We start from the raw sequence: 26,845 nt of genomic DNA, 5'->3' as shown, positions 1-26,845 counted from the left end.
TTCTTATAAAATTACATTCTGTGTATCCAATATTCTGGATTAAGCCGAGTTGTATTTTTGTACAAAAAGAACTTCATTTCTGTTTTCCCGTTGCTATCTGTGAAAATTTTTCCTAAAGCTTCTTTTGTCTTCACTTTATCTCCTTTTTTTACGTAAACATCTGTGAGATTGTAATAAATAGAAATGTAATTTCCGTGACGCACTTGCACTACTTTATTACTTCCTGGAATAGACTGAATGGCTGACACTTCTCCTTCAAAAACAGACCGTGCTTCAGCCCCCTTTTCCGTAGCGATGGTAACACCATTGTTGTAATGCTTCACATCGGGATATACGGGATCGCTGTACGTTCCAAAACCTTGTGATTTATACCCTTTTACCACAGGCCAAACTAAGTTCCCTTTATTGGCTTCAAAATTATTGGCTACTTTTTTAGATTCAGGAGTTAACACAAAAGAAATCTCGCCTGAAGTCATCGCTTGGCTTTCCGTTTTATCTTTTCCTTTTGAGTTAAGAGCTTTTTCTCTTTTGTTGGCTTCAATGATAGCTAATCGGATAAGTTTCTGAATTTCACGATCAATGGCATCAGCTTGTTTTTGTTTCTCACGGATTTGCTTTTCGTAATTACGTTCTTTTTGACGTATATTGGTTGCCAAAACTTCCAATTCTTTCTTTTCTTGCAAGAGTGTTTGCTCTTCTTTTCTATTTTCTTCTAAAACAACATTTTTCTCATTACGTTGTATAACAAGCTCATTGTTAATTTGTTTTATTTTTTCTGATTTTGTTTGGATTTCATTTACTTGTTTTTTACGATACTCAGCATATTGTTTCATATACGAAAATCGTTTGTAAACTTGCCAAAAACTTTCGGAGGAAAGCAAAAACATCAATCGGTTTTGTGAAGATTTGCTCTTATAGGATTGTTTTATGAGTTTCGCATACTCTTGTTTGTGAAATTTTAATTCCTTTTGCAGGGTTGTTAATGATTTTTCATTATCATCTATCTCTTTAGAAATCAGATTTGCTTGTTGTTGTGTAATTTGGATAAGTCGTGTACGTGCCTGAATTTTTTCATTAGCTTCTTCAATCTGCAAAATAGTGGATTTGCGTTGTTTGGTCTGTTGGGCACGTAATTCAGACATTTGTTTAATTTGCTCAATGATGGCTTTTTTCCGATTTTCCAAGTCCTTTTGTTTGGTTTGTGCAGAAAGAAAAAAGGGAAACAACAGAAATAATATTTGAAAACGATACAACCCAAGTATTTGAAAGTTAAAATTCCAAATATTTGAATGACGAAATTTGCAAGTTTGAAAACAATTTAGTTGCTTCATTTTCAATATCATTTAATTTCTTTTGTTCCTGAGGGAATTTTAAACGGAAAATTTACTTTTTCATTGACTTTCATTCCGTTAAAATCAAGCTCAATAGTTATATTCTGATTCCCTTGTAAAGTATTTATTTTTATCGTATTAGGAATTAAAACATTATCAACTTGTTGGTATGAAAATTGTACTTTGCCATTAGTTGCTGAATCTTTTTCTAAAACGTCAAAAAAACCAAGACGGAAATTTCCAGGATTAACTCCATATACAACATTGATATTTGGAGTTTTTTGCATTTCCAAAAGATAATACTGATTATCCGTTTGTAATAACTTTGCTTCTTTTGTCAGCGGGTAGATAGATTGTCCTAACAACAAGTTTTGTAAATTTTCAAAGTTTACTTCAAATCCTAATAATTTACTGATGTAAGAGAAATCTCCATCAAAATGGACATTCTCAAGTCTATTGTAATAACTTGCCCTTTGTGGAGTTATGTACACTTTTGCAATTCCCAGTGGTGCAGAAAGCCAAATAGCCTTGTCCTTTTGCATACGAAAACTAAGTGAGAGGCTTTGAGCTCCATCTCCACCATCGTAAGAAGCAAAAACGCTGCCGCTTAGGGTCTCAAACTCAGGAAAAGAACGTTTATGCCACTCTACAATTTCTTTAGCCTTTAAACTTGTATTTACTTCCTCGGAAGAAATTACATTTTTTTTCGACTTACAAGCTACTAAAAACAAACAAATTGTTAAAAAAGTAATTATTTTTTTCATTATTTCAATTTAAATTAATGGAGATTTTTATTTGCTTCCTGTACTTCCAAAACCTCCAGTTCCTCTTTCAGTATCAGAAAGTTCTGTAGTTTCTTCGAGCTTTGCTTTTTCATATTTAGCAAAAACCATTTGAGCTATTCGTTCTCCGTTTTCAATAGTAAATGGCTCATTAGAAAGATTTACTAAAATCACGCCAATTTCACCACGATAGTCAGCATCAATAGTTCCAGGGCTATTTAAAACTGTAATCCCGTGTTTGGCCGCCAAACCACTTCTGGGGCGAATTTGCACCTCGTATCCTTTAGGAATTTCCAAAAACAAGCCCGTTTTTACCACAATTCTTTCCAAAGGTTTCAAAACGATGGGTTTATCCAAAGAAGCTCGAATATCCATTCCTGCCGAGTCTTCTGTTTGGTAACAAGGTATCGAATTTTGCGAAATATTTTTAATTTTAACTATCATAATTCTTGGACTTAATGAGGACAAAAGTACCAAAAATAGTTCAGAAATCGAAAAAAATCTGTACCTTTGAGTCTTCTAATTAACAAATCAATAAAAATGAAATTAAAATACACTACTTTTACAGCGTTAAGCATTTTACTTTTAGCTTCTTGTAAAAATGAAGTAGCAAAAAATCAGGAAACTGAGCAGCCTGAAGTCAAACCACTCACCACGTACGTTGACCCTTTCATCGGTACGGGCGGACACGGGCATACCTACCCCGGAGCTACCGTTCCGTTCGGAATGTTGCAAGTAAGTCCCGTGAACGGCATCAGCGGTTGGGATTGGTGTTCGGGTTACCACCACAGCGATACGTTGCTCATCGGTTTTGGACATTTGTCGCTCAGTGGAACAGGTATCGGTGACTTGAACGATATTTTGCTGATGCCTGTCAATAAAGAGTACGATTTATCACAGCTTTCTACTGGAAAAAAAGACCAATATCCGAAAGCTGCTTTGGACTTCCGCAATCAAGTCACGTACAAGTCACGTTACTCGCACCAAAACGAAAAAGCGGAACCTGGTTACTATCAAGTTTTCCTTGAAGACCCCAAAGTAAATGCAGAACTTACAGCAGACCAATATGTTGCTTACCACAAATATACCTACCAAAAAGGCGATACACAATCCGTGATTTTGAATTTAGGATTTGCCATCAATTGGGATAGCCCTACGGAAATGTTTATCCAACAATCCAATCGAAAGTTGGACGGACAAAACGACGGAAACATCATCACAGGACATCGATTCAGTACAGGTTGGGCGAAAAATCAAAAAGTGTTCTTCGCTATTGCATTTTCTAAACCTATTAAAGATTTACAACTTCAAAGCAGTGGAAAACAAATCTCATCAGGGCAATTCTTCTTTGATAATTCCACAGGGGAGGAATTGGTGGTGCGTGTAGCGGTTTCTTCTGTAAGTGAAGAGAATGCGTTGGCGAATTTGGATTTGTACGACAAACGCACCTTTGCCGAAGTACGCCAAAAAGCTCACGACACTTGGGAAAAACATCTTTCTTCTATCGAAATTGAAACGCCTGTCGATTCGCTTAAAACGATTTTCTACACGGCTTTGTATCACACGCAGGTAGCTCCCGTGACGTTTTCTGACAAGAACGGACAATTCCGTCAGCAGAATGATGAAATTTACACCACCAAAGATTTTACAGCCTATTCTACCTTGTCATTGTGGGACACATTCCGTGCTGAAAATCCGCTAATTACTTTGCTTCAACCTAAAAAATCTTCGGATATTATTAGCTCAATGTTAGCGTATTCCGACGTTATCAATAAACTTCCCGTTTGGACGCTCTACGGCAACGAAACCGATTGTATGACGGGCTATCATTCTATCCCTGTGATTGTTGAGGCGTATTTGAAAGGCGTTCGTTCGTTCGATGCCGAAAAAGCCTTCGAAATGATGAAAAAAACGATGATGGGAGACGAACGCGGACTGAAATTCTACAAGCAATACGGCTACATTCCGTACGACAAATGGGACGAATCGGTAACCATTACGTTGGAATATGCTTACGATGATTGGTGTGTGGCACAAATGGCAAAAGCCTTAGGAAAAACCGATGATTACGAGTTCTTTATGAAACGAAGTGAGGCGTACAAACATCTGTTTGACCCCACAACGGGCTTTATGCGAGGCAAATCGGCAAGTGGTAAATGGCGTGAGCCCTTCGACCCGAAACACTCCAACCACCGCGAAGCTACCGACTACACCGAAGGAAATGCTTGGCAACACTCGTGGTTTGTTCCGCAAAATCCGCAAGGACTTATTGAGGCTTTCGGTGGAAAAGAGAAATTCACAACGCATTTGGAAAAACTATTTACCGAAAGTTCTGAAATTACAGGCGATAACGTTTCGGCGGACATTACGGGACTGATTGGGCAGTACGCTCACGGCAACGAACCGAGCCACCATATTGCGTATCTGTTTAACAAAGCAGGGAAACCACATCGCACACAATATTGGGTAAATGAAATTTTGAAAACGCAATACAACACCACGCCGAACGGATATTCAGGAAATGAGGATTGCGGACAAATGTCGGCTTGGTATGTGTGGAGTTCCATTGGTTTGTATCCGATGAATCCTGTTTCGGGTGAGTACGAAATTGGGCGTCCGTTGTTCCCGAAAGCGAAAATCAATCTGCCTAACGGAAAAACCTTTACCATCATTGCTGAAAATGTGTCTGCGGAAAATATGTACATTCAGTCGGCAACGCTTAACGGCAAACCGCTCGACCGCACTTTTATCACTGACGAAGAACTTAAAAACGGCGGAGAGTTGAAATTCATAATGGGGTCAGCACCGACAGGCAAATAATTTATAATATAAGGGCGAAAAAATTTTTTCGCCCTTTTTATATTTTTTTAAATCATTACAATTGTATTAAACAATTAGAAATTATTTTTTTAATCAGTGAAATTGAACACTATGAAAATTTTTGAATCAGAAATACGAAATTTTTTGAATGAGAACAATTCAATTGTTAAAACACATATAAAAGAAGAGTATAGAAAAAGTATTTTCACAAGCTACTATAGTTTTTTTGATGACTTTTTGTACAAATATGGTGTTGTATCCATTAACATCTGTGGGTTTACGGATGAAGAAAATAAATTTATACCTTATGTAAAGTTTGCTAAAAGGAATATCTTTTGGGAAGATGAAGGATTTTTTAAATTATCAAACAGAGGAGTTAGCGAGAATATGGCACAAAAGCTAATGGCAAAATATTTAATCTCAAAGTTGAGTTTCTTACCTTTTGAAAGACTCAAAAATTGGTCTGATGAATATTTACAGGAATAAAAGATCAAGAATAGATTTAAAAAATACCACACGGAGAAAATAAGTGATTGTGTTAGGCTAAGCGAAGTCGCGAAAGCGAGTATGTGAACGAAACCTCATAAATTAAGGTTTCGACTTCGCTCAGCCTGACATCTGGTAAAAATTTTACACAATGAAAACCGTGATTAAATAATTTTTAACCAAATCACCATAAAGAAACTAATAACTAAATGCTTTTTATTTTAATCGTTATTACTGAACCAATGACTAAATGATTTTTTCTCAAATTACTATAAAGGAACAAATAACTAAACACTTTTTATTTCAATTATCGTAAAAGAAGTAATGACTAAATAGATTTTGGTCAAATTATTACAAAGGAGTTAATAACTAAATGATTTTTCTCTAATGACTGCAAACACCTAACATTCACGATGGGTTGAGTTGGGATACTTAAAATAAAACTTTCGCTTCATATGTAGAAATATTTGTTAATAGTAATGACTAAAGAAACGTACTAACTTTTAACTTCTTACAGATGTTTTGCTCAGACTGAAAACAAAAATCAACTTTCTGAGATTTACTAATTTTTCTATATATTTGCAAACTATCAAAATCCTTACCTTATGTCAGTCGAAGAAAACACACCGCAAAGTTTGCAACAATCAGGCGAAAGCATCATCAAAATTACAGGAATGTACCAAAATTGGTTTTTGGACTATGCCTCCTACGTTATTTTGGAACGTGCTGTACCTGCCATTGAAGACGGATTCAAACCTGTACAACGTCGGATTATGCACTCTATGAGGGAGTTGTACAAAGGACATTTGGATAAGGTTGCCAAGATTGTAGGTCATACAATGCAATTTCACCCACACGGAGATTCCAGTATTTCCGACGCGTTGGTACAACTCGGACAAAAAGAGTTACTCATTGATACGCAAGGAGCTTGGGGAAACATACTTACGGGAGATGCCGCCGCCGCTTCACGTTACATAGAAGCGAGGCTTTCCAAATTCGCATTAGATGTCGTTTTTAGTCCGAAAGTAACCGAGTGGCAAGTAAGTTATGACGGAAGGGAAAAAGAGCCTGTGAATCTGCCTGTAAAGTTTCCTTTGCTTTTAGCACAAGGTACAGAAGGAATTGCAGTAGGTCTGTCTACTAAAATATTACCACACAATTTTTTGGAGCTTATTGATGCTTCCATTTCATATTTGAAAAATCAGCCTTTTGAGCTTTATCCTGATTTCCCAACAGCAGGAATTATGGACGTAAGCAATTACAATGACGGGCAACGTGGCGGACGTGTTAGGGTACGAGCAAAAATTTCACAAGTAGACAAAAGTACGCTCCGCATCACCGAAATTCCTTTTTCAACTACCACAGGTTCACTCATTGAATCTATCTTAAAAGCCAATGACAAAGGAAAGATAAAAGTCAAAAAAATTGATGACAACACGGCTAAAAATGTGGATATTATTATTCATCTGCCCCCTGGAATTTCGCCCGACAAAACCATTGATGCACTCTATGCCTTTACTGCCTGTGAAACATCAATCTCTCCACTTGCGTGTGTAATTCAGGACAATAAACCTCATTTTTTAACGATTTCAGAAATACTGCGACGCTCTACCGATAACACGGTTCAACTATTAAAAAAAGAATTAGAGGTAGAATTACGCGAACTCGAAGAACAATGGCATTTTTCTTCTTTAGAAAAGATATTTATCCGAGAAGAAATGTACATCGACTTTAAGTTATATTCTGAAAGAGAGGCGCTTTATCAGTATCTACGCAATCGTTTTGAGCCTTTTAAAGAGCAGCTAATCAAAGAAATAACAAACGAGCATCTGCAACGACTCACACAAATCCCAATGATTCGTATCACCAAATTCGATACCTTCAAAGCAGATGAAAATATGCTAAAAATCGAAGCTGATATTGAAGAAATTAAGAACCATTTGGCAAATCTTATTGATTATGCAATTAATCACTTCAAACGCCTGAAAGAAACTTACGGAAAAGGAAAAGAACGCAAAACTGAAATCCGTCCGTTTGATAATATTGAAGCGACCAAAGTAGTTGTCAGAAATATAAAATTATACGTCAATAAAGCAGAAGGTTTTGTAGGAACATCACTCAAAAAAGATGATTACATAGGCGATTGCAGCGATATTGATGATGTAATTGTTTTTGCCGAAAACGGAATAATGAAAGTGGTGAAAGTAAGTGACAAAACTTATGTTGAAAAAAATATCATTCACGCTGCTGTTTTCAAAAAAGATGACAAACGCACCATCTACAATCTTATTTACAAAGATGGACAAACTGGATTTTCGTATATCAAACGTTTTAGCGTAACGGGCGTTATTCGCGACAAAGAATACGAACTTATTCCAAACCACAAAAATTCTAAAATACTATATTTCAGTGCAAATCCGAACGGAGAAGCAGAAATTGTAACCATAAATTTGCGTCAGGTAGGTAGCGTTCGTAAACTGAGATGGGATATTAATTTTGCCGACACACTCATAAAGGGGCGTGGCGTAAAAGGAAATCTTGTTTCGAAATATCCAATCAAACGTGTTGAACTAAAAGAAAAAGGCGTTTCCACACTAAAACCCCGAAAAATTTGGTTTGACGACATTGTAAAACGCTTAAATACAGAAGAAAGAGGGAAACTTCTCGGAGCTTTCAAAGGTAGTGACCGATTACTTCTGGCAACAAAAGAAGGCAATATCAAAACAGTTATCCCTGACCTAAGTTTGCATTTCGATGATAACATTTTGATTATGGAAAAATGGATTCCTGAAAAACCCATTTCTGCAATTTATTACGATGGCGAAAAAGAACGTTGCTTTGTAAAACGTTTTCTAATTGAAAATGAGAATAAAGAGGAACTAATCATCACAGAACATCCAAAATCACATTTGTTGTTCATTTCTTCCGATTGGCGACCAATGGCGGAAGTAATTCTCACTAAAGAACGAGGAAAGCCTGAGAAAGAAAACATATTGGTGAATTTAGAAGAATTTATCGCCATAAAAGGAATAAAAGCACTTGGAAACCAACTCACTACCGACAAAGCAAAGGAAATCATCAGCTTAGAGTCTCTTCCGTATGAAGAACAAGATGATGTAGAAATTACTGAAGAAGATTTGGGTGATGATGAAATTATAGAGGATAATGATGAAAACAATGGTCAAACAGAGTTAGAATTTTAATTTTTTATAGAGATACATATGAAAAAACATATTTTGCTAATTTTCTTTATGACTTTTTGTTGTTATAATTTTTTTGCACAACAAAACAAAGATTCTATTGTAGAACATCTGTCTAACACCATAGAAAACAGCAAAATATACACAAACAGGAAAGAAGTAAAAATTAATTCCCTAAAAGAATTATTATCAGACAAAAGTTTACCTACTTCCGAGATTTATCACATTCATTTGAAGCTCTATGAGGAATATCAGAAATACAAAGTAGATTCAGCTGTAACTTATCTTCTTAAAAATAAGAAAATCGCAACAACACTCAACGAACCTGTTTTAAAGAATGAGGTAAATATTCTTCTTTCGAGGCTTTTCTCTATCAAAGGAATGTACGTTGAAGCGTTGGATTTGTTAAAATCTATCGATAAATCGGTTTTGAATCAGAAAATGTTATGTGAATACTACGATTCGTATTACTCCTTTTATAGCCATTATGGGCAAAGCACCAACAACATTGATTATTTCAACCAAAGTGACCGATATCGCGATTCACTTTTACTCCATCTTCCATCTCAAAGTATCGAATTCGAGATAGAAAGTGCTATTAAAAACTTTTATACTCAGAAAAAAGAACTTTCGGAGAGCCAATTTCTAAATTTATTACCAAAAACCACCGATAAAAATCCAGAGAGAGCTTTAATTGCATACTTTTTAGGCAAAATTCATCAAGAAAGAGGCAATATTGATATGCAAGAGGCTTATTTTTCGATTTCTGCCATTACGGATATTCAAAATACAATCAAAAACAATGCTTCCTTGCAAAGTCTTGCTCTAACTCATTATGAAACAGGTAACCTTGATATGGCATATTTATTCATAAAAATGGCGATAGAAGATGCAATTTTCTGTAATGTACGTCACAGAGCCGAAGAAGGGACTTCATTTTACACCATTATTAACACTGCGTACCAACAAAAAGAAGAAAAACAAAAAAAAACACTACAGAAATATTTACTTCTAATCAGTATTTTATCCATAGCTTTAGTCGTCGCCTTAGGATATGTTTACAAACAAGTAAAAAAACTGATAAAAATACGTAAAGAACTCCATTACAGCAACGAACAACTTGCAAAACTTAACACTGACCTTTTGGAAATGAATCAAAATTTGCAAGAAGTAAATCACATCAAGGAACAATATATTGCTCATTTTTTCAGTTTGTGTTCGGCTTATATTGATAAAATTGAGAATTATCGAAAATTCCTATACAAAAAAGCAAATCGAAATCAGTTTGACGAACTACTAAAACTACTGAAATCAAATACGGTAGAAGAAAAAGAAATAGAAGAGTTGTATAAAAACTTGGATACAATTTTCCTAAGTATATATCCCAATTTTGTTGATGAGTTTAACAATCTGCTCTTAGATGATGAAAAAATAGTCCCCAAAAAAGGCGAATTGCTAAATACTGAATTACGAATTTTTGCACTAATTCGTTTAGGAATTACTGACAGCAACAAAATAGCCGAATTTTTGCGTTACTCGTTACGGACTGTCTACAACTACCGCACCAAAGTACGAAACAAAGCCAAGGGGGAACGCGATGAATTTGAAGAAAAAGTGAAAACCATTGGGCAATGGAACGTGAAATAATTTCGTTTTTCAAACTCTTACTGAAAGAATAAAATTTACCAAAAAAGAATCGAAAACAATCGAAACAAGTCGAAAGAAATTATCTTTCGACTTGTTTTTTTGCTCATATTTAAGTACTTTTTTTTATCACTTCAAAACCTTAAAAAACTAATAATCAAATAAATATTTTTTCCAATTAGTACTTTTATATTACAGAAAAATTTCATACCATTTTTTATAATAACTTTGAAGTTGAAAAAGGGAATATACCTTTTTAGGTAAATGAAGATTAATAACTAATTTTATTATTTATGGAAGTACTAAAAAAATACGTATTGAGTTTCGTTTTGTTATTTAGTATTGTAATTTCACTTCAAGCACAAAACTACAGTCAGGTAACAGGAACGGTAAAAGATGACTCAGGAGTACCTCTTCCTGGAGTTTCTGTAATCATAAAAGGAACTACAAAAGGTATTTCAACTGATTTTGACGGAAAATATGAACTGAAAGATGTCCCTCAGGGTGCTATACTAGAATTTTCTTACGTAGGTTTCAAAACTATTGATGTACGAGTAACGGGAACGGTAGTTAACGTAAAAATGAGTGAGGAAATGCAAGAAATAGATGAAGTTATTGTTGTTGGTTATGGTACTCAGAAAAAAGGTGACGTAACCACAGCTATCACTTCTGTAAGCACAAAGGACATCGACCAGCGTCCTGTAACATCGGCTGCACAAGCCATTCAAGGACGAGCTGCTGGGGTTCAGGTGGTTCAGCCTAATGGGGCTCCAGGTGCGGGATTATCGGTTCGCATTCGTGGAAACACTTCTATTAGTGCTTCAAACGACCCACTTTATGTGGTAGATGGCGTTCCTGTACAGGATATCAACAATATTGCCCCTACCGATATTCAGGATATGCAAATCTTGAAAGATGCCTCATCATCAGCTATCTATGGTTCACGTGCAGCTAACGGTGTAGTGCTTATTACAACAAAGCAAGGAAAACAGGGAGAGGCGAAAGTGTCAATCAATTCTTATATTGGTATGTCGAACATTGCTAATAAGATTGAATCTCTTAATTATGCTCAATACAAAGAGTTGATGGATGAAACAAAAGCAGCAACTATTCCAGATGGACTTACTGATGTAACTGACTGGCACAAAGAGACGTACAGAACTGGATTCAACCGTAATTATCAAGTTTCAGTTTCGGACGCTAACGAAAGAACGAATTACTACCTTTCAGCAGGTTACACTAAAGATGACGGAATTATCCGCAGTTCGTTCTTCGAGAGATACAATGTTCGTTTGAATTTAGAAAACAAAACCAAAAAATGGCTTACATTAGGAGCTAACATCTCCTACTCTGACTATTCATCGAATAATATTATCTCTGGGCAAGGCTCAAACCGTGCGGGCGTAGTGCTTTCTGTTATAAATACTCCAACGTATGCTCCTATTTGGAGTGATAATCCGAAGCAATATTATAACAATTTTTATGGAGTAAATATCACCCATCCAGTTGAGAATATTTCTCGTAATGCAGACAATTCAACCAACAACAATCGTTTTGTTGGCAGTGGTTCAGCTACAATTCATTTTACAGATGCACTGAAGTTCAAATCAACTTTTGCTATTGATAGATTAGCTCACAAGCACACGAGTTGGCTTGACCCAGAGGCAACAGCTTGGGGACGTCAAAACTTCGGAAGTGCTTCTGATGTTCGTTCAAACGTGACGTTACTAACTTTTGATAATCTTCTAACTTTTGACAAAAATTTCGGAAAACATTCATTATCATTATTGGCAGGTACCTCTGGAACAACTTCAAAATATGACGAAAGTGAAATAAGAGGTTCTCATTATGCTTCTTCAGATATCAAAACCTTGAATGCTGCCAATAAAATTGACCCCAATAGTACAAAAACGTATGCTTCACAATGGACAATGATGTCGTATTTAGGAAGAATTTCTTACAACTATGACGGAAAATATTTGTTGACGGCTAATTTCCGTGCCGATGGCTCTTCAAAATTAGCACCAGGCAAACGCTGGGGTTACTTCCCTTCAATTTCAGTAGGTTGGAGACTTTCTAAAGAAAATTTCTTGAACGATGTGGCTTGGCTTTCTGATTTAAAAATCCGTGGAGGTTGGGGTCAGGTAGGTAACCAAGCAGGTATCGGACCTTACGGACACTTATTGCTATATAGTATCACTCGAAAAGACTGGTGGGACAGCAACAATACGAACGCTCTTGTAACAATAAGCCCTACAAGCTTTTCAAACCCTGACTTAACTTGGGAAACTACTACGCAAAGTAACATCGGAATTGATATCGCATTGTTTAACAATCGTCTTGCTTTAACTGCCGATGCATATTTGAAAAGAACTACCGATTTGTTAATGAATGTACCGCTTCCTGCAACTTCACCTTATCCGTTTGTGTACAGAAACGAAGGTGAAATGACTAACAAAGGACTTGAATTTGGCATCAATAGTCGAAATTTTGTAGGTGAGGACTTCAATTGGAACACTTCTTTCAATATTTCTTTCAACAGAAATAAATTGGAAAAACTAACACTTCAGAAAGTATATTATTACGCTCGAACTTCTGAAAGAACTAATGAGTACGTAGTAAGAATGCAAGAAGGAATGCCTTTGGGACAATTTTGGGGACGCATTAGTGAAGGTGTAAACCCTGATACTGGAGATATCGTTTATCGTGATGTTAATGGTGATGGCAATGTTGACTCAAATGACAAAACATTTATCGGTGACCCAAATCCTGACTTCACTTTCGGTTTGACTAACGATTTTACTTACAAAAATTTCAGCTTAAATATCTTTTTACAAGGTTCCTACGGAAATGATATTTACAATGCTTCTCGCATTGAAATGGAAGGTATGTATGATGGTAAAAATCAATCGACAGCAGTACTAAATCGTTGGAGAACACCTGGTCAAATAACCGATATTCCTCGAGCTGTTAGAGGAACAAATAATATCTTCGCTTCGTCACGTTGGGTGGAAGATGGCTCATACTTACGAGTAAAATCCGTAACACTTTCCTACAACGTACCAGTGCAAAGTTTAGAAAGATTGGGTATTCGAAAAATACAGCCTTATTTCACAGCACAGAACTTGTTGACCTTTACCAACTACAAAGGTTTCGACCCAGAAGTAAACCAATTTACAGGAAATCAACCTATTTTCGGTATTGATTGGGGAACTTATCCACAAACGAAAACCTTTATCTTTGGACTTAATGTAGAATTTTAAAACTTGATTACAATGAAAAAATATATATCACCTTTTTTTGCATCAGTTATATTACTTACTGCTTGCAATTTAGATCAAGATCCTCTTGCCGACTACAGTCAAGTTACAGTAGGTGGTAATACTGGGACAACCAATTTTACCACTAAAACCGAAATGCAAGCCGCCTATGACAATATGTACACTTACATCAAAAATAACGGACAGGAGTTTTGGGGTCTTGACTTTGAAGTAAATTCTGAAACACGTTCTGACAATGCATACGCAGGGTCAACCGATTTTCCTGTAGCAGCCGTTGAACGAAATATACAAGATGCTTCTAATGGCAACATAACAAGAGATTGGAAGGGTTATCTAGCAGCTGTATCCCGTGCAAATATTATCATCGCAAACGTTGATAAGGTACCTGACACTTCCCTTACCGAGTTAGAACGAAAACAATGGAAAGCCGAAGCTCAGATTCTTCGTGCGTGGATGTACTATGATATGGTTCGTCTTTGGGGCGAAGTACCTTTATTACCTGCCGTAAATGTACCTTCAATAGCTTCTTTCGACGAAGTAAATGGATTGCTTTATCGTGAACGAAATTCAGTTCAGGAAGTTTATAACGACATTATCAAAAACTTAGAAGAAGCCGTTCAGAATGCTCCTGCTGTCAATAGTTCAAACAAATTTTTGTTGAGTAGCGCTGTAGCCAATGCACTTTTAGCCAAAGTATATGCCGAGATTCCAGTTCGTGATTACGCTAAAACCATCGCTCATTGTGACGCTGTTATCGCCAACGGATTCTCATTATTACCCGATTATGCTGATTTGTTTCAACTTAATGAAGCTAAAAATGATGTAAAAGTTCGTAATTCTGCTGAATCTATTTTCGAGATTTCCTACCAAGGAGCTTATATGTGGGTTGGAGGTATTGTTGGCAAAAATTACCTGAACCCAAAGGATAAAATCTCTTGGGCAAGATGGGTAGCTCCTTCACGTGATTTAATTGCTGATTTTGACTCCGAAGGCGATGTTATTCGAAAATCGCAATCTATTGTGTATGAAGAAGTATCTTATGATCATTACTATCCTAAAGAAAATTATCCTTTTGTGTATAAACTTCGTTCTAACTTAAATAGTATTATCAAGTTACGCTTAGCTGATATCTTGCTTTTAAAAGCTGAAGCCTTAGTTGCTACAGGAAACTTAAATGATGCAGCTACCTTAGTAAATCAAGTACGTGCCAGAGTGAAATTACCTGGCCTTCCTGCAAATGTAACGTCTTCTTCTGATGCAATGATGGCTGCGGTTATGAAAGAACGCCGTTTGGAGTTGGCTTTCGAAGGACATCGCTGGTTTGATCTTTTACGTTCAGGAAAAGTGGTTGAAATAATGAATTCTCTTAATTCACGAGACCCAAAACGTTTGACTATGAAGCCTTTCACAGAACAAACTACGTTATATCCTGTACCTCAATCCGAGATTGAAGCTAATCCAAAATTAACTCAAAATCCTGGATATTAAACAGATGACACGCATTTCTCTATCATATATAGTTCTTGGAATTTGGGCAGTAACCTCGTGTACTGCCCAAAAGTCCAATTCGCCTGAAACTGACAATGAAAGTGTTACAGTTTTAATCACCACAGCAAATAGCGAAAAAAGTTTTCATAAGGAAGAAATCAATTTGGTGATGAATGATGCCCAAACAAAGGCTGATATTACGCTAAATCCTTCCGAAAAGTATCAGTCTATCTACGGATTTGGGTCAGCGATAACAGGGTCAACTTGTTACAATCTACTGAAAATGAATCCTTCCGACAGAACTACTTTCTTAAAAGAAACATTCTCAACCACTGAAGGTTTAGGACAAAGTTATGTACGAATTTCTATCGGTTGCTCCGACTTCTCAATGAGTGAATACACCCTTTGCGACAAAGAAGGAATTGAAAATTTTGCTTTACAATCCGAAGAGAAAGAATACATAATCCCTATTCTGAAAGAAATTTTAACCATAAATCCTAACGTGAAAATCATCGGTTCGCCTTGGACGCCACCACGTTGGATGAAAGTAAACAACCTGAAGGATTTAAAACCGCATTATGAATGGACTAGCGGTCACCTCAACCCAAAACACTATGATGATTACGCATTATATTTCGTAAAATGGCTTCAAGCAATGAAAAGTCACGGCATTGAAGTTGATGCAATTACCATTCAGAATGAACCACTTAACAGGGGAAATTCTGCTTCACTATTTATGGGTTGGCAAGAACAGTTGGACTTCATAAAAAAATCATTAGGAAAACGTTTCAAACAAGAAGGAATCAAGACAAAGATTTACCTGTTCGACCATAACTTCAACTACGACAATATGGCAGACCAGAAGGATTATCCGCTCCACATTTATAACGACAAGGAAGCATCAAGTTACGTTGCAGGAGCTGCCTATCACAATTATGGAGGGCATTACGATGAACTTCAAAAAATACATTTAGCACAACCCGATAAAGAACTCATTTTCACCGAAACTTCTATTGGAGAATGGAACGACGGACGAAATTTATCGGCACGTTTGTTAGATGATATGGAGCATATTGGCATCGGAATTCTCAATAATTGGGGAAAAGCCGTTATTGTCTGGAATTTGATGCTCGACGAAAAAGGTGCTCCCAATCGGGAAGGAGGTTGTAAAACTTGCTACGGAGCGGTCGATATTTCATCAAGCGATTACAAAACCATCACTAAAAACTCACATTATTACGTTATTGGGCATTTGTCATCAGTGATAAAACCCAATGCCGTGCGTATTCAATCGGAAACCAATAACAAAAACATTTTGAGTACAAGCTTCAAAAATCCTGACGGAAGTTACGCTTTAGTACTTCTAAATAGAGCTTCTTCCGATGAAGAAATTACAATAAATGACGGCAAAAAACATTTTAAATATAGTATTCCAGCACGTAGTGTAGCATCTTTTTTATGGAATAATTAAAGTAAAAATTTAGACTAATGAAGAAAATATTTTTAATCGTAACGTTTTTAATTTCAATCATTTCTTGGAGTCAAACCACAACTATCAAAACAAAAATTCCTTTCAAACAATCCGATGAAACTGCTTGGATTAAACGTTATCAACACGACATTGATAAATACAAAAAAGAAAACAAAAATTTACCCAATAAACAATGTGATGTACTTTTTCTGGGAAGTTCTTCCATAAACCTCTGGAAAACAATCTATGAGGATTTTGCTCCATTGAAAGTTATTCGTCGTTCATACGGAGGTTCTACGCTTCGTGATATGATTTACAATTACAAAGTGATTGCCAAAGGATACAACCCTAAGAAAATTCTGCTTTATGTTGAAAATGACTTAGGATCTCACAAAGAAGGTGTTTCAGCAGTAAAATGTTTCGACTTATTCCGAATTTTTATCGCAAAACTCAAAAAAGATTATCCAAATTCATCGCTTTACGTAGTTTCATTGAAGCCATCTGAACACAAAGCCGACCAAATCAAAGACCAACTTTTAGTAAATAGCTTTCTGGAAGCCAATGCTAAAGAGCAAAATTACACTTACATTGATATTACAAAAGTGATGTACGATACTGAAGGAAATTTACGACAAGATATTTTCGTAGAAGACAAATTACATCTCAACGCCGAAGGATATCGACTTTGGACAGAAGTAATTAAGCCTTATTTAATAAAGTAAAGAATGAATTTTTTTCATAATTAGTGTAAAATTTAGGGTTAGTAGTCCCAGTGATGTAAGAGTAAGGACTTATCTTTAAGTTCTTCTCTTGCAGAACTGGCAGAAAAATGTATGCAAAAAATGTATTAAAATATTCTCAAAATGAAAAAGATAACTATAAAAACGATTTTTCTTTTTTGTGCAATAGGATTTCTTTCTGCTCAAGAAAAATCACCTATTTATTTAGATAATTCACAACCTATAGAAAAACGAGTGGAAGATGCTCTTTCACGAATGACATTGGAAGAAAAAGTGGCGATGTGTCACGCACAATCCAAATTCAGTTCCCCAGGGGTACCACGATTGGGAATCCCTGAGAATTGGATGACCGACGGGCCACACGGCATTCGCCCCGAAGTGCTTTGGGACGAATGGAATCAAGCGGGTTGGACAAACGATGCCTGTACAGCTTTCCCTGCCTTAACCTGCCTTGCTGCTTCGTGGAATCCTGAAATGAGTTTACTCTACGGAAAAGCCATTGGGGAAGAAGCCCGTTACCGAAATAAAAATGTGCTTTTAGGTCCTGGTGTAAACATCTATCGTACACCACTAAACGGACGTAATTTTGAATATATGGGCGAAGACCCTTACCTCGCTTCAAAAATGGTAGTTCCTTATATTCAAGGAGTTCAGTCCAACGGCGTGGCTGCCTGTGTAAAACACTTCGCTCTTAATAATCAGGAAATCAATCGCCATACGGTGAACGTCAAGCTAAGCGACCGTGCTTTGTATGAAATTTATCTTCCTGCCTTCAAAGCTGCTGTTCAGGAAGGAAAAACGTGGTCAATTATGGGAGCTTACAACAAATACAAAGACCAGTGGGCAAGTCAGAATAAATATCTTCTTGTTGATATTCTTCGAAATGAATGGGGATTTGACGGAGCGGTAGTATCCGATTGGGGAGCTGTAAACAACACCGACCACGCTGCACATCACGGCTTAGATATGGAATTTGGTACTTGGACAGACGGGCTTACCGAAAACAAAGCTAACGCCTACGACCATTACTATCTGGCGCAACCTTTTCTACAGAAATTAAAATCAGGAGAAATCAAAGAAGAGGTTGTTAATGAAAAAGTTAGAAATATTTTGCGTTTGGTGTTCCGCACCAATATGGCTCCAAATCGTCCGTTTGGTTCATTTGCCTCTCCTGAGCATTTTGCTGTAGCTCGAAAAATTGGTCAGGAAGGTATCGTTTTATTAAAGAACGAAGGAAATGTATTACCTTTAAATTTGAAAAAAGCAAAACGAATAGCCGTAATTGGCGAAAATGCCATTAAAGTGATGACCGTTGGTGGTGGAAGTTCTTCTCTAAAAGCCGTTCACGAAATTTTACCTTTTGACGGACTAAAAAAACGTATCGGAAATGAAGCCGAAGTCGTTTTTGCAAGAGGCTATGCCAGTGACGATTACAAAGACCAAGACGGACTTAGTGCAGGACAAAACATTGCAGACAAACGCCCTGCCTCTGAAATGATTGCCGAAGCTGTAAATGTGGCTAAAAGTGCAGATTATGTGATTTTCATCGGTGGATTAAACAAACACGATGGGCAAGATTGCGAAGGAAATGACCGCAAATCCTACGGGTTGCCTTACGGGCAAGATGCCGTAATTAGCGCTTTGGCAAAAGCTAACAAAAATCTGATTGTAGTGATGATTTCAGGAAACGCCGTGGCAATGCCTTGGGTAAAAGAAGTTCCGGCAATTGTACAAAATTGGTATCTGGGCTCAGAGGCAGGAAATGCCTTAGCAGATATTTTGGCGGGTGATGTTAATCCTTCTGGTAAACTTCCTTTTACATTTCCTGTGAAATTACAAGACAATGGAGCTCACGCTATGGGCGAATACCCTGGAGGCGAGAATGAAACATACCACGAAGGAATTTTAGTAGGTTATCGCTGGGCAGACACCAAAAAAATCAAGCCACTATTTGCTTTCGGACACGGACTTTCCTACACCACATTTGAGTACGGAAAAGTTTCTGCCGACAAAAAAACAATGTCAGTCAATGATAAAATAACTTTCTCTGTTAGTGTGAAAAACACAGGAAATAGAGACGGAGCCGAAGTAGTTCAATTATACATTCGCGATGTAAAATCATCTGTGGTGCGTCCGTACAAAGAACTCAAAGGCTTTGAAAAAGTGTATTTGAAAGCAGGAGAAAGCAGAATAGTGAAAGTTACTATCGATAAAGAAGCCCTTTCTTTCTTCGATGAGAAAAAACACGATTGGGTAGCCGAAAAAGGTGAATTTGAAGCCATTATAGGAAGTTCATCAACTGATATCAGAACAAGAATTACCTTCTCTCTGCAATAATCTCTTATAGCATTCTAACTTCTGTACAACCCGAAGATTTTTTATTTTCGGGTTGTCTTTTTACGTAAATCTCTGTTATCTTTGCAAAAGAATAATTCTTTTCAAACCAAAAATGAAACTTGAGGAACGCATTTTTTCTATTAAAACAGATAAAGAATTTGAAGAAATATCTTTAGAAATATTTGATTATCAATTCAAAAATAATGAAGTATACAAAGAATTCTGTTCTTATTTAAAAAAGAATCCTGCCAATGTGCATTCTGTTTATGATATTCCTTTCTTACCTATTGAATTTTTTAAATCGAAACGAATTTTTTGCGGAAAGAATACAGAACAACAAATATTTACAAGTAGCGGAACCACAGGTAGTAACACTTCCAAACATTTTGTGAAAGATATTTCTGTTTACGAAAAAAGTTTCCGAAAAGGATTTGAATTATTCTACGGAAAGCCATCAGAATATGTAATTTTGGCTCTTCTTCCCTCCTATTTGGAACGGTCTGGTTCTTCGTTAATTTATATGGTGGAAGACCTCATCAAGAAATCAAACAACACAAATAGCGGATTCTATCTGTACAAATTGGACAAATTAGCTGAAATTCTTGATGATTTAGACAAAAAAGGACAGAAAACATTGCTAATAGGCGTTTCCTTTGCGTTGTTGGATTTGACTGAAAAACATCAATTTCAATTGAAAAACACAATTGTAATGGAAACTGGTGGAATGAAAGGGCGCCGAAAGGAACTTATCAGAGAGGAATTACATCGAATTTTATGTGATGGGTTTGGAACACAACAGATTCATTCTGAATACGGAATGACAGAATTACTTTCGCAAGGATACTCCTCTGGAAAAGGCATTTTCAAAACCGTTCCTTGGCTTAAAATTCTAATTCGAGATACCAACGATGCTTTATCTTTCCTCCCAAATGGAAAAAGTGGCGGAATGAATATCATTGACTTAGCCAATATACATTCCTGTAGTTTCATTGCTACCCAAGATTTAGGAAAGGTGTACAACGACAACACGTTTGAAATTTTAGGAAGATTTGACAATGCTGATATAAGAGGTTGTAACTTATTGGTTATGTAAACTTTGAAGTTTATTTTTTACCTCTAAAATTACTTTCGGAGAATTCCCCACAAAAACCTGATTATCAATAATTATGACAGGACGAATCAAAAAAGTGTAGTGTTCCAAAATTAGATTTCTGTAATCATTTTCAGTAAGATTTTGGTCTTTTAAATTTCGCTGCTTATAAAGTTGTGAACGTTTATTAAAAAGTTTTTCATAGCTTCCAATAGTATTTTTCAGAAAGTCAAGCTCACTTTCCGAAATTGGATTCTTTTTAATATCTTGTAAATCAACCCCTTCAGGAAGATCTAATTCTTTTAAAATACGTTTGCAAGTATCGCAAGTGCTGAGGTAGTATATTTTATTCAAAACGATTGATTTTAAAATAATAATTCATTTAAAAAGACTCTTTCAGGTATATCAACATTTGTTTAACACGCTCCAATTTTTCAACAATTTCGTAGTTGGAAAATGTTTTTTGTGTATTTTCTTGAAGTTTTTGTCTGGCTCCTTCCAAAGTATGTCCTTGCTCTTTTACTAAATGATAGATTAGTTGCAATTTCCTCACATCATCAGGGGAAAACTTTCGGCTTCCTTTGGCATTTTTTTTAGGATTGATAATTTCAAATTCTTTTTCCCAAAACCTTATTAAAGAAGCATTTACATCGAAAGCTTTTGCAACCTCACCTATGGTATAGTATAATTTATCAGGTAAGTTAATTTCCATTTGTTAATCCATTGATTGATTTTCTTGTGTAGAAACACGAATCATTTCAGCGTACTCATCTGGAGTTAAATTTCCGTAATAGAAATGAATTGGGTTGATGTGTTCTCCATCTTTGATGATTTCGTAATGCAAATGCGGAGCCTGTGAACGTCCTGTATTTCCCACAGTACCAATCATATCCCCTCTCTTAACTTTCTGACCAACTTTCACTTTGTATTCGTGCAAATGAGCGTATAGAGTCACATAACCATAGCCGTGGTCAATACGCACGTGCTTTCCGTAGCCCGAAGAGGCATCATCAGCACGAAAAACCACCCCATCACCTGACGCATAAATGGGTGTCCCTTGCGGAGCTGTAAAATCCATTCCGTTGTGAAATTTACGAGCTTTGGTAAACGGGTCGTTACGCCAACCAAACCCCGATGCCATTCTGGTTAAATCCTTATTATCAACGGGTTGTATCGCAGGAATTGAAGACAAGAATTTTTCTTTTTCTTTGGATAAATCGGCTATTTCATCTAACGATTTTGACTGAACAACCAATTGTTTTTGAAGTATTTCAAGTCGTTTCGTTGTGCTAATAATCAACTTCGAATTATCGTAATTTTCCAGATGTTCATACCGATTTACACCGCCAAACCCACTGCGTCTTTGTTCTTCTGGAATAGGTGCTGCCTCAAAATAAAGCCGATACATATTGTTATCGCGTTCTTGGATATTTGCCAAAACCTCCTCCATATGCTCCATTTTCTTGTTTAAAATCTGAAAATTGGTTTCATATTGCTTTATTTCTCGTTGTAAGGAAACTTCTCGAGGAGTGTAAAGAAACCTCGTATTGACCATCAAAAACATTGCAATACCTCCAAAAAGCGCCGAAGCCGTTAAAAAAAGAAGGACATTCCGAACTTTGGTGCGTTTCCTACTGATAATCCGCTTGTAGGAAAGTGTTTCTGGGTCGTAATAATATTTAATTTTTTTCATCTTTCTTAGTTGTGATAAAAATCCGATGATTAGTTTCTCTCAAAAAAACCTGTCAGATTTCACAAAGGTAAAAATTTTTTCAAACAAATTGAAAAACGAAACATTTTCTGTTTGATTTTTTAACCGACTTGAAGACATTTACAGAGTAAAAAAATTATTTCCAAAAATCACTATAGAAATTACTGAATTCCATTAATTCATTATGATTACCAGAGAACTCAATTTTTCCGTTTTCCAGAATGCAAATTTCGTCAGCAATTTTAGGAAGAGAATGCAACCTATGAGATATAAATAATATTATTTTCTCTGGCTTTATTTTTTGCAAAACAGATAAAAAGAAATGCTCTGTATTTCTATCCATAGCAGATGTAGATTCATCCAATATAAGTAATTTAGGATTTTTAAATAGTGTTCGGGCGAATGAAATCAATTGTTTTTGCCCACCAGACAAATTAATTCCCTCTTCGCCTAAAAGAGTGAATGATCCCTGTGGGAATTCATTGAAATAGGTGTCAAAACCATATTTGTGAAGAAATAAATTTATTTCTTCAATAGAAACTTCTTCTCCCAATGTAATATTGTCTATTACATTTCCATTGAAAATAGCTATTTCTTGTGGAATGAAGCCAACCAAACCACGATAACTTTTCAAACAAATATCTTGTAATAAGCAATTATCGATTATAATCTCTCCCTTTTCGGGTAAATAGAATTGTAACAGAATCTGTGCTAAAGTACTTTTTCCACAACCACTTTCACCAATGATGGCTGTTACTTTTCCTTTTTGAAGATGTAGGTTTACATCCGATAAAATTTGTTTTCTTCCAACAAATCGAAAAGCAATATTTTTTATCTCAATGTGTTGGACATCTGAAATATTAGTACCTTCACTTTTTTCGGGAACAATTGACGAAAATTCGTACATTCGTAAGAAAGCAATTTTAGCTTCATTAATTGGAATTGTTATGAGAGCCAAATTCAACACGGAAGGAAGCAAAGAACCCGCCATTGTGATGATTGCCATAAGTTCACCAACTTGCATTTTTTCGTTTAGTACCTGTAATGATGTGTAAATCAACACACCTATTAAAAATAAAATACTTGCTACGCCCGATTGCCACGAAAGATGAATATTAATTTTTTCTAATTGGAAGATTTTACCTTGAAAACTACCAAACAAAACAGCATTTAGTTTTGAAAATACAGTTTGTTTATTATTCACCTTAATATCCATAATGCCCTGTAAAGAAGCAATATAGTTACTTTCAGTAAGAGCATAACCCTGCATAACTTCTTTTTGTGATTGAATGATTTTGCTGTTGCTACGATAAATAATATAGAAATAAATTGGCATTGTCAAAACAGATAAAAGTCCTATTTCCCAAGAATAGTAAAACAGAAATGCAATCGTAATAATCACTACCAAAACATCTATTGCTAAACTCCCAACAAGTTGTTTGATAACTCGCTGAATACGTTGTGTATCGTTCAAACGAGCTATTAACTCCCCAATTTTGCGTGTATCGAAAAAGGGTTTAGGAAGTGACAACAGATTTGTAAAAAATTGATTGTTAATGCGATTGTTAAAATCTTTGGATTGGCGAAGTAGAAAATACTCACGAAGCACGGAAATCCCCGTTCGAGCCAAGAGTAAAATAGCCAAAAGTACAATTCCTGAAATTAGTTTCGTTACGTTTTTAGCAGGGAGAATATCATCAATGAGTTTTTGCGAAAAAACAGCCATTGCCAAACCCAAAAACAGCAATCACCACACCAAGTAGTGAGCTAATAACAAGAAGTTTAACATCTTCTTTTATTAGTCCATAAAACCAATTACGTTGCGATTTTTTCGTGATTTCTTCTTTTTGGAAAGTTTCCGTAGGCGAAAGTACCAAGCAGGTTTTAGAAATCCATATTTTATCCAATTCATTAGGAGAAAGCTCATTAATGCCTTTGGCAGGGTCGCCGATTAAGAATTTTCCGTTTTGATAGCCATAACAAATCACATAATGTTGTAAACGTTCTTCAATGACAACGTGCAGAATCACAGGCTCGCCGTGGTCAATCAAGGCTTGCGTGTCAGCTTCGTTGCCTTCGGCTAAAAAGCCCAACTGATTGGCAGCTTGATACAAACCTAAAAGCGTAGTGCCTTGCCGTGTGGTGCCACTAATTTCACGAAGTTTTTCTAATGAATTGTTTCCGCCATAATAACGAATAAGAGAAAGCAGACACGCCACACCACAATCACTTTGGTCGTGTTGTAATACAAAAGTTTTGGTAATCTGTTTTTGGTTGAGCATCTGAATATGATTAATTTATTTCAATTACAAAATATTTATTTGGTTTAATAAATGTAAAATAAATAATTGGAATGAAATATAATAATAAAACCAAACTAAATATCAAAATTGGCATCATATCAAAAAATAATAAAATACAAAATAATAACGAAATAGCACCTCCTATCAAATAATATTTATCTGATATGGAACTTTTTATATAAATTGTAGAACTATTAGTGAGACTCTCAGTTTCGATTGTAGTTTTTCCAAACAACAATGGTGTTTTTACTTCAATATTATATTTACTTACCACTTCCTTTAAATAATAATTTTTTTTACCTTTTGGACTAAGCAATATATCTTCACCATTTATACAAACAGTTATTTTGGACAAAGGAAATATACTTCTTTTTAAAATCATATCATTAATATTTTTAATTTTATAACACTATTCATTTGTTAGTTGCTAACATTTATCAAATCAAAAAATAAATATTAGGTAATTCATAAAATTATTTTAGAATTGTAAAACTTTATCTTACTGATATAGTTAGCAACTAACTATAAACAAAATGATTTTTTATTCTTTAAAAGCACAATATATTCCATAAACAGCGGCTCCTACTGCGGTAGGTCCAGCTATCATCGCACCTATTGGTCCAAAAAAACCTAATACAGTAGCGGCAGCTCCTGCTACTGCCATCACTCTGTTTTGGTATCTATCACATTCTAATCCCCCCTGCACATTTTCCATTTGTTTAATTTCTAATCTTTTCATTGTTTTAAAAATATTTAGTTAATAATCAGTTATATCATTTTCAAAAAGTATCCGCAAGCCGGCTTTTGCTTCTCTTTTTAAAAAAGATGTTATTGTTTTTCTAAAACTCGCAAAATAGTTTCAGCTTTTATTTGTCCTTTATGTTTGTATATCAACTTTTTACTCTTATTATAAATTAATAGATACGGAATCCTGTTGGCATCAAACTTTTGTGAAAACACAAATGAGGCATCTTGCAAAAAAGTAACGTTTTCAACGCCTAAAAGTTGTTGCTCTTGGGCAAACTTTTTAATGTTTTCAATAGGTTCAATTGAAACAAAAACAAAGTATACTTCATCAAATTGTGATAAATTTTTCTGAATACTTTGAGCTTCGTGCAAACAATAATCACATTCGCTATTGAAATACACAAAAATCGTCGCTATGTTTTCCTTCAAATTATTGTTAGTAAACGTATTCCCTTCCAAATCAGTGAACGAAAACGCTGGGAGCATAGCTATCTGTTGTGCTACTTGCTTTTTGTGACTCATTTTTTGATACATCTTGTAGCTCATAACCCCTAAAAAGCAGATAACCAGCGATGAAATAACTTTCTTAATAATTGAATTTTTGTTCATAGTCTTACGCATTGTTTAATGTAAAGAACATCACCCCTACTATCCACAGAAGCAACCCTACACCATAGCCACTTGCCACGATGCTAAGCCCTTTTTCTTTCTGCTCGTTAAATATTTTATCCAACTGATGAGCCAAAAACCACCAATAAAATGCCTCAAAAAGATTTAGCACCTGAAAAGGGTAAATAAACCAAATATCTATTCCTTGATACCCTGTAATGTTCAATGCTGATAGAGGATAAAAAAATTGCAAATCTTCTAACGTAAAATCTTTTTGGAAAAAGTAAAACCAACCTATTTTTAGGACAGGAACTAATAGAAATATAAACTCTGCCCTCAATACAATATCAAAAAGTTGCTTATACAAGAGTTTTTTATTAAAGAAAAAGCAACCAATATCAAGCAATAGAGCCACTACACTGATTTTTAAAAGCAATAAAACAGGCATAGCAAGATATCTCACCCATTGCCATTTATTTTGAAAATCTAGAACTTTTTCAATTTGCTCTGTTGTGAGCTGCTCTGAAAGAGAAGACAACAACAACTCTTGGGTATTCAAAAAAAACTCTGACAACCAAGTTAAGAAAAAGTAAAAAAAGCAAAGTGCTATGAATGCTATTGTACTAGCATAATTACTATTGATTTTCAAACTCATACGCAAAATCATAAGTTAAATATCCCATAAATACAAAAACTCACTTTTTTAAAGTCAAAACTTTATTGGATAAATATAACGACTATTATTTAATTTTAAAATTATTTAACATAAATGTTTTTACAACTTCGAAAATAGAAACTCTTTTTA

22 protein-coding genes are annotated in these 26,845 nt (G+C 35.5%); 10 read left to right on the top strand and 12 right to left on the bottom strand.

Going from position 1 to position 26,845, the window contains the following annotated elements; all coding sequences use genetic code 11:
• Positions 1 to 11: 11 nt before the first annotated feature.
• From CGC48_RS06585 to dut, 3 genes are read right to left on the bottom strand one after another with little or no spacing between them, the layout of a single operon-like run.
• Positions 12 to 1,331: a murein hydrolase activator EnvC family protein gene (locus CGC48_RS06585; protein WP_232780466.1), complete on the bottom strand. Its 1,320-nt coding sequence runs from the start codon at positions 1,329 to 1,331 to the stop codon at positions 12 to 14.
• An 8-nt stretch (positions 1,332 to 1,339) separates the two neighbouring features.
• The gene (locus CGC48_RS06580; RefSeq protein ID WP_098028942.1) at positions 1,340 to 2,095 is read right to left on the bottom strand and encodes a DUF4292 domain-containing protein; all 756 of its coding nucleotides are present in this window, start codon (positions 2,093 to 2,095) and stop codon (positions 1,340 to 1,342) included.
• 27 nt (positions 2,096 to 2,122) lie between these two features.
• Entirely contained in the window at positions 2,123 to 2,557 is a 435-nt protein-coding gene (gene dut / locus CGC48_RS06575) for a dUTP diphosphatase (protein WP_098028941.1), read from the bottom strand.
• Positions 2,558 to 2,653: 96 nt separating this feature from the next.
• Between dut and CGC48_RS06570 the strand changes: the two genes are divergently transcribed.
• The 10 genes from CGC48_RS06570 to CGC48_RS06525 all read left to right on the top strand — a co-directional run bounded on the left by CGC48_RS06570 (position 2,654) and on the right by CGC48_RS06525 (position 20,673).
• On the top strand, positions 2,654 to 4,933 hold the full coding sequence (locus tag CGC48_RS06570) for a GH92 family glycosyl hydrolase (protein WP_098028940.1): 2,280 nt from the start codon (positions 2,654 to 2,656) through the stop codon (positions 4,931 to 4,933).
• A 111-nt stretch (positions 4,934 to 5,044) separates the two neighbouring features.
• Positions 5,045 to 5,419, top strand: coding sequence for a hypothetical protein (locus CGC48_RS06565; protein WP_098028939.1), 375 nt, complete (start codon positions 5,045 to 5,047; stop codon positions 5,417 to 5,419).
• 605 nt (positions 5,420 to 6,024) lie between these two features.
• On the top strand, positions 6,025 to 8,622 hold the full coding sequence (locus CGC48_RS06560; protein WP_098028938.1) for a DNA gyrase/topoisomerase IV subunit A: 2,598 nt from the start codon (positions 6,025 to 6,027) through the stop codon (positions 8,620 to 8,622).
• Between the two features lie 18 nt (positions 8,623 to 8,640).
• A complete protein-coding gene (locus tag CGC48_RS06555) occupies positions 8,641 to 10,266 on the top strand; it encodes a DUF6377 domain-containing protein (protein WP_098028937.1) in 1,626 nt (541 codons plus the stop codon).
• Between the two features lie 290 nt (positions 10,267 to 10,556).
• Positions 10,557 to 13,526, top strand: coding sequence for a SusC/RagA family TonB-linked outer membrane protein (locus CGC48_RS06550; protein ID WP_098028936.1), 2,970 nt, complete (start codon positions 10,557 to 10,559; stop codon positions 13,524 to 13,526).
• Positions 13,527 to 13,538: 12 nt separating this feature from the next.
• Positions 13,539 to 15,032, top strand: coding sequence for a RagB/SusD family nutrient uptake outer membrane protein (locus CGC48_RS06545; RefSeq protein WP_098028935.1), 1,494 nt, complete (start codon positions 13,539 to 13,541; stop codon positions 15,030 to 15,032).
• A 4-nt stretch (positions 15,033 to 15,036) separates the two neighbouring features.
• Entirely contained in the window at positions 15,037 to 16,503 is a 1,467-nt protein-coding gene (locus CGC48_RS06540) for a glycoside hydrolase family 30 protein (RefSeq protein ID WP_098028934.1), read from the top strand.
• Between the two features lie 17 nt (positions 16,504 to 16,520).
• Positions 16,521 to 17,225: an SGNH/GDSL hydrolase family protein gene (locus CGC48_RS06535; protein ID WP_098028933.1), complete on the top strand. Its 705-nt coding sequence runs from the start codon at positions 16,521 to 16,523 to the stop codon at positions 17,223 to 17,225.
• A 141-nt stretch (positions 17,226 to 17,366) separates the two neighbouring features.
• Positions 17,367 to 19,580, top strand: a complete 2,214-nt coding sequence (locus CGC48_RS06530) for a glycoside hydrolase family 3 C-terminal domain-containing protein (RefSeq protein WP_098028932.1) — start codon at positions 17,367 to 17,369, stop codon at positions 19,578 to 19,580.
• 112 nt (positions 19,581 to 19,692) lie between these two features.
• Positions 19,693 to 20,673 (top strand): LuxE/PaaK family acyltransferase, encoded by a 981-nt coding sequence (locus CGC48_RS06525; RefSeq protein WP_098028931.1) that lies wholly within the window; start codon positions 19,693 to 19,695, stop codon positions 20,671 to 20,673.
• Here the strand turns inward: CGC48_RS06525 and CGC48_RS06520 are convergent.
• The 9 genes from CGC48_RS06520 to CGC48_RS06485 form a co-directional block, all read right to left on the bottom strand.
• Positions 20,659 to 21,024: an arsenate reductase family protein gene (locus tag CGC48_RS06520; RefSeq protein WP_098028930.1), complete on the bottom strand. Its 366-nt coding sequence runs from the start codon at positions 21,022 to 21,024 to the stop codon at positions 20,659 to 20,661. The genes CGC48_RS06525 and CGC48_RS06520 overlap by 15 nt on opposite strands.
• A gap of 28 nt (positions 21,025 to 21,052) precedes the next feature.
• Positions 21,053 to 21,382, bottom strand: a complete 330-nt coding sequence (locus CGC48_RS06515) for a MerR family transcriptional regulator (protein WP_018278313.1) — start codon at positions 21,380 to 21,382, stop codon at positions 21,053 to 21,055.
• Positions 21,383 to 21,385: 3 nt separating this feature from the next.
• Positions 21,386 to 22,363 carry a M23 family metallopeptidase gene (locus tag CGC48_RS06510; RefSeq protein ID WP_018278312.1) on the bottom strand — a complete coding sequence of 326 codons (978 nt, stop codon included), beginning with the start codon at positions 22,361 to 22,363 and terminating at the stop codon, positions 21,386 to 21,388.
• Between the two features lie 154 nt (positions 22,364 to 22,517).
• Positions 22,518 to 24,107 carry a peptidase domain-containing ABC transporter gene (locus CGC48_RS06505; RefSeq protein WP_232780465.1) on the bottom strand — a complete coding sequence of 530 codons (1,590 nt, stop codon included), beginning with the start codon at positions 24,105 to 24,107 and terminating at the stop codon, positions 22,518 to 22,520.
• Positions 24,079 to 24,663, bottom strand: coding sequence for a cysteine peptidase family C39 domain-containing protein (locus tag CGC48_RS11845; protein ID WP_232780464.1), 585 nt, complete (start codon positions 24,661 to 24,663; stop codon positions 24,079 to 24,081). The genes CGC48_RS06505 and CGC48_RS11845 overlap by 29 nt, the downstream gene beginning before the upstream one ends.
• Before the next feature lie 10 nt (positions 24,664 to 24,673).
• A complete protein-coding gene (locus CGC48_RS06500) occupies positions 24,674 to 25,066 on the bottom strand; it encodes a hypothetical protein (protein WP_098028929.1) in 393 nt (130 codons plus the stop codon).
• Positions 25,067 to 25,225: 159 nt separating this feature from the next.
• Positions 25,226 to 25,423 carry a hypothetical protein gene (locus tag CGC48_RS06495; RefSeq protein ID WP_098028928.1) on the bottom strand — a complete coding sequence of 66 codons (198 nt, stop codon included), beginning with the start codon at positions 25,421 to 25,423 and terminating at the stop codon, positions 25,226 to 25,228.
• A gap of 89 nt (positions 25,424 to 25,512) precedes the next feature.
• Positions 25,513 to 25,953: a TlpA family protein disulfide reductase gene (locus CGC48_RS06490; protein WP_157909878.1), complete on the bottom strand. Its 441-nt coding sequence runs from the start codon at positions 25,951 to 25,953 to the stop codon at positions 25,513 to 25,515.
• Positions 25,954 to 26,044: 91 nt separating this feature from the next.
• On the bottom strand, positions 26,045 to 26,695 hold the full coding sequence (locus CGC48_RS06485; protein ID WP_098029783.1) for a hypothetical protein: 651 nt from the start codon (positions 26,693 to 26,695) through the stop codon (positions 26,045 to 26,047).
• Positions 26,696 to 26,845: the final 150 nt, after the last annotated feature.

This window comes from Capnocytophaga cynodegmi (genome assembly GCF_002302475.1).
Lineage (GTDB): Bacteria > Bacteroidota > Bacteroidia > Flavobacteriales > Flavobacteriaceae > Capnocytophaga > Capnocytophaga cynodegmi.
Note: the sequence above shows the minus strand (reverse complement) of the source record. Positions and strands in the feature narration are given on the sequence as shown.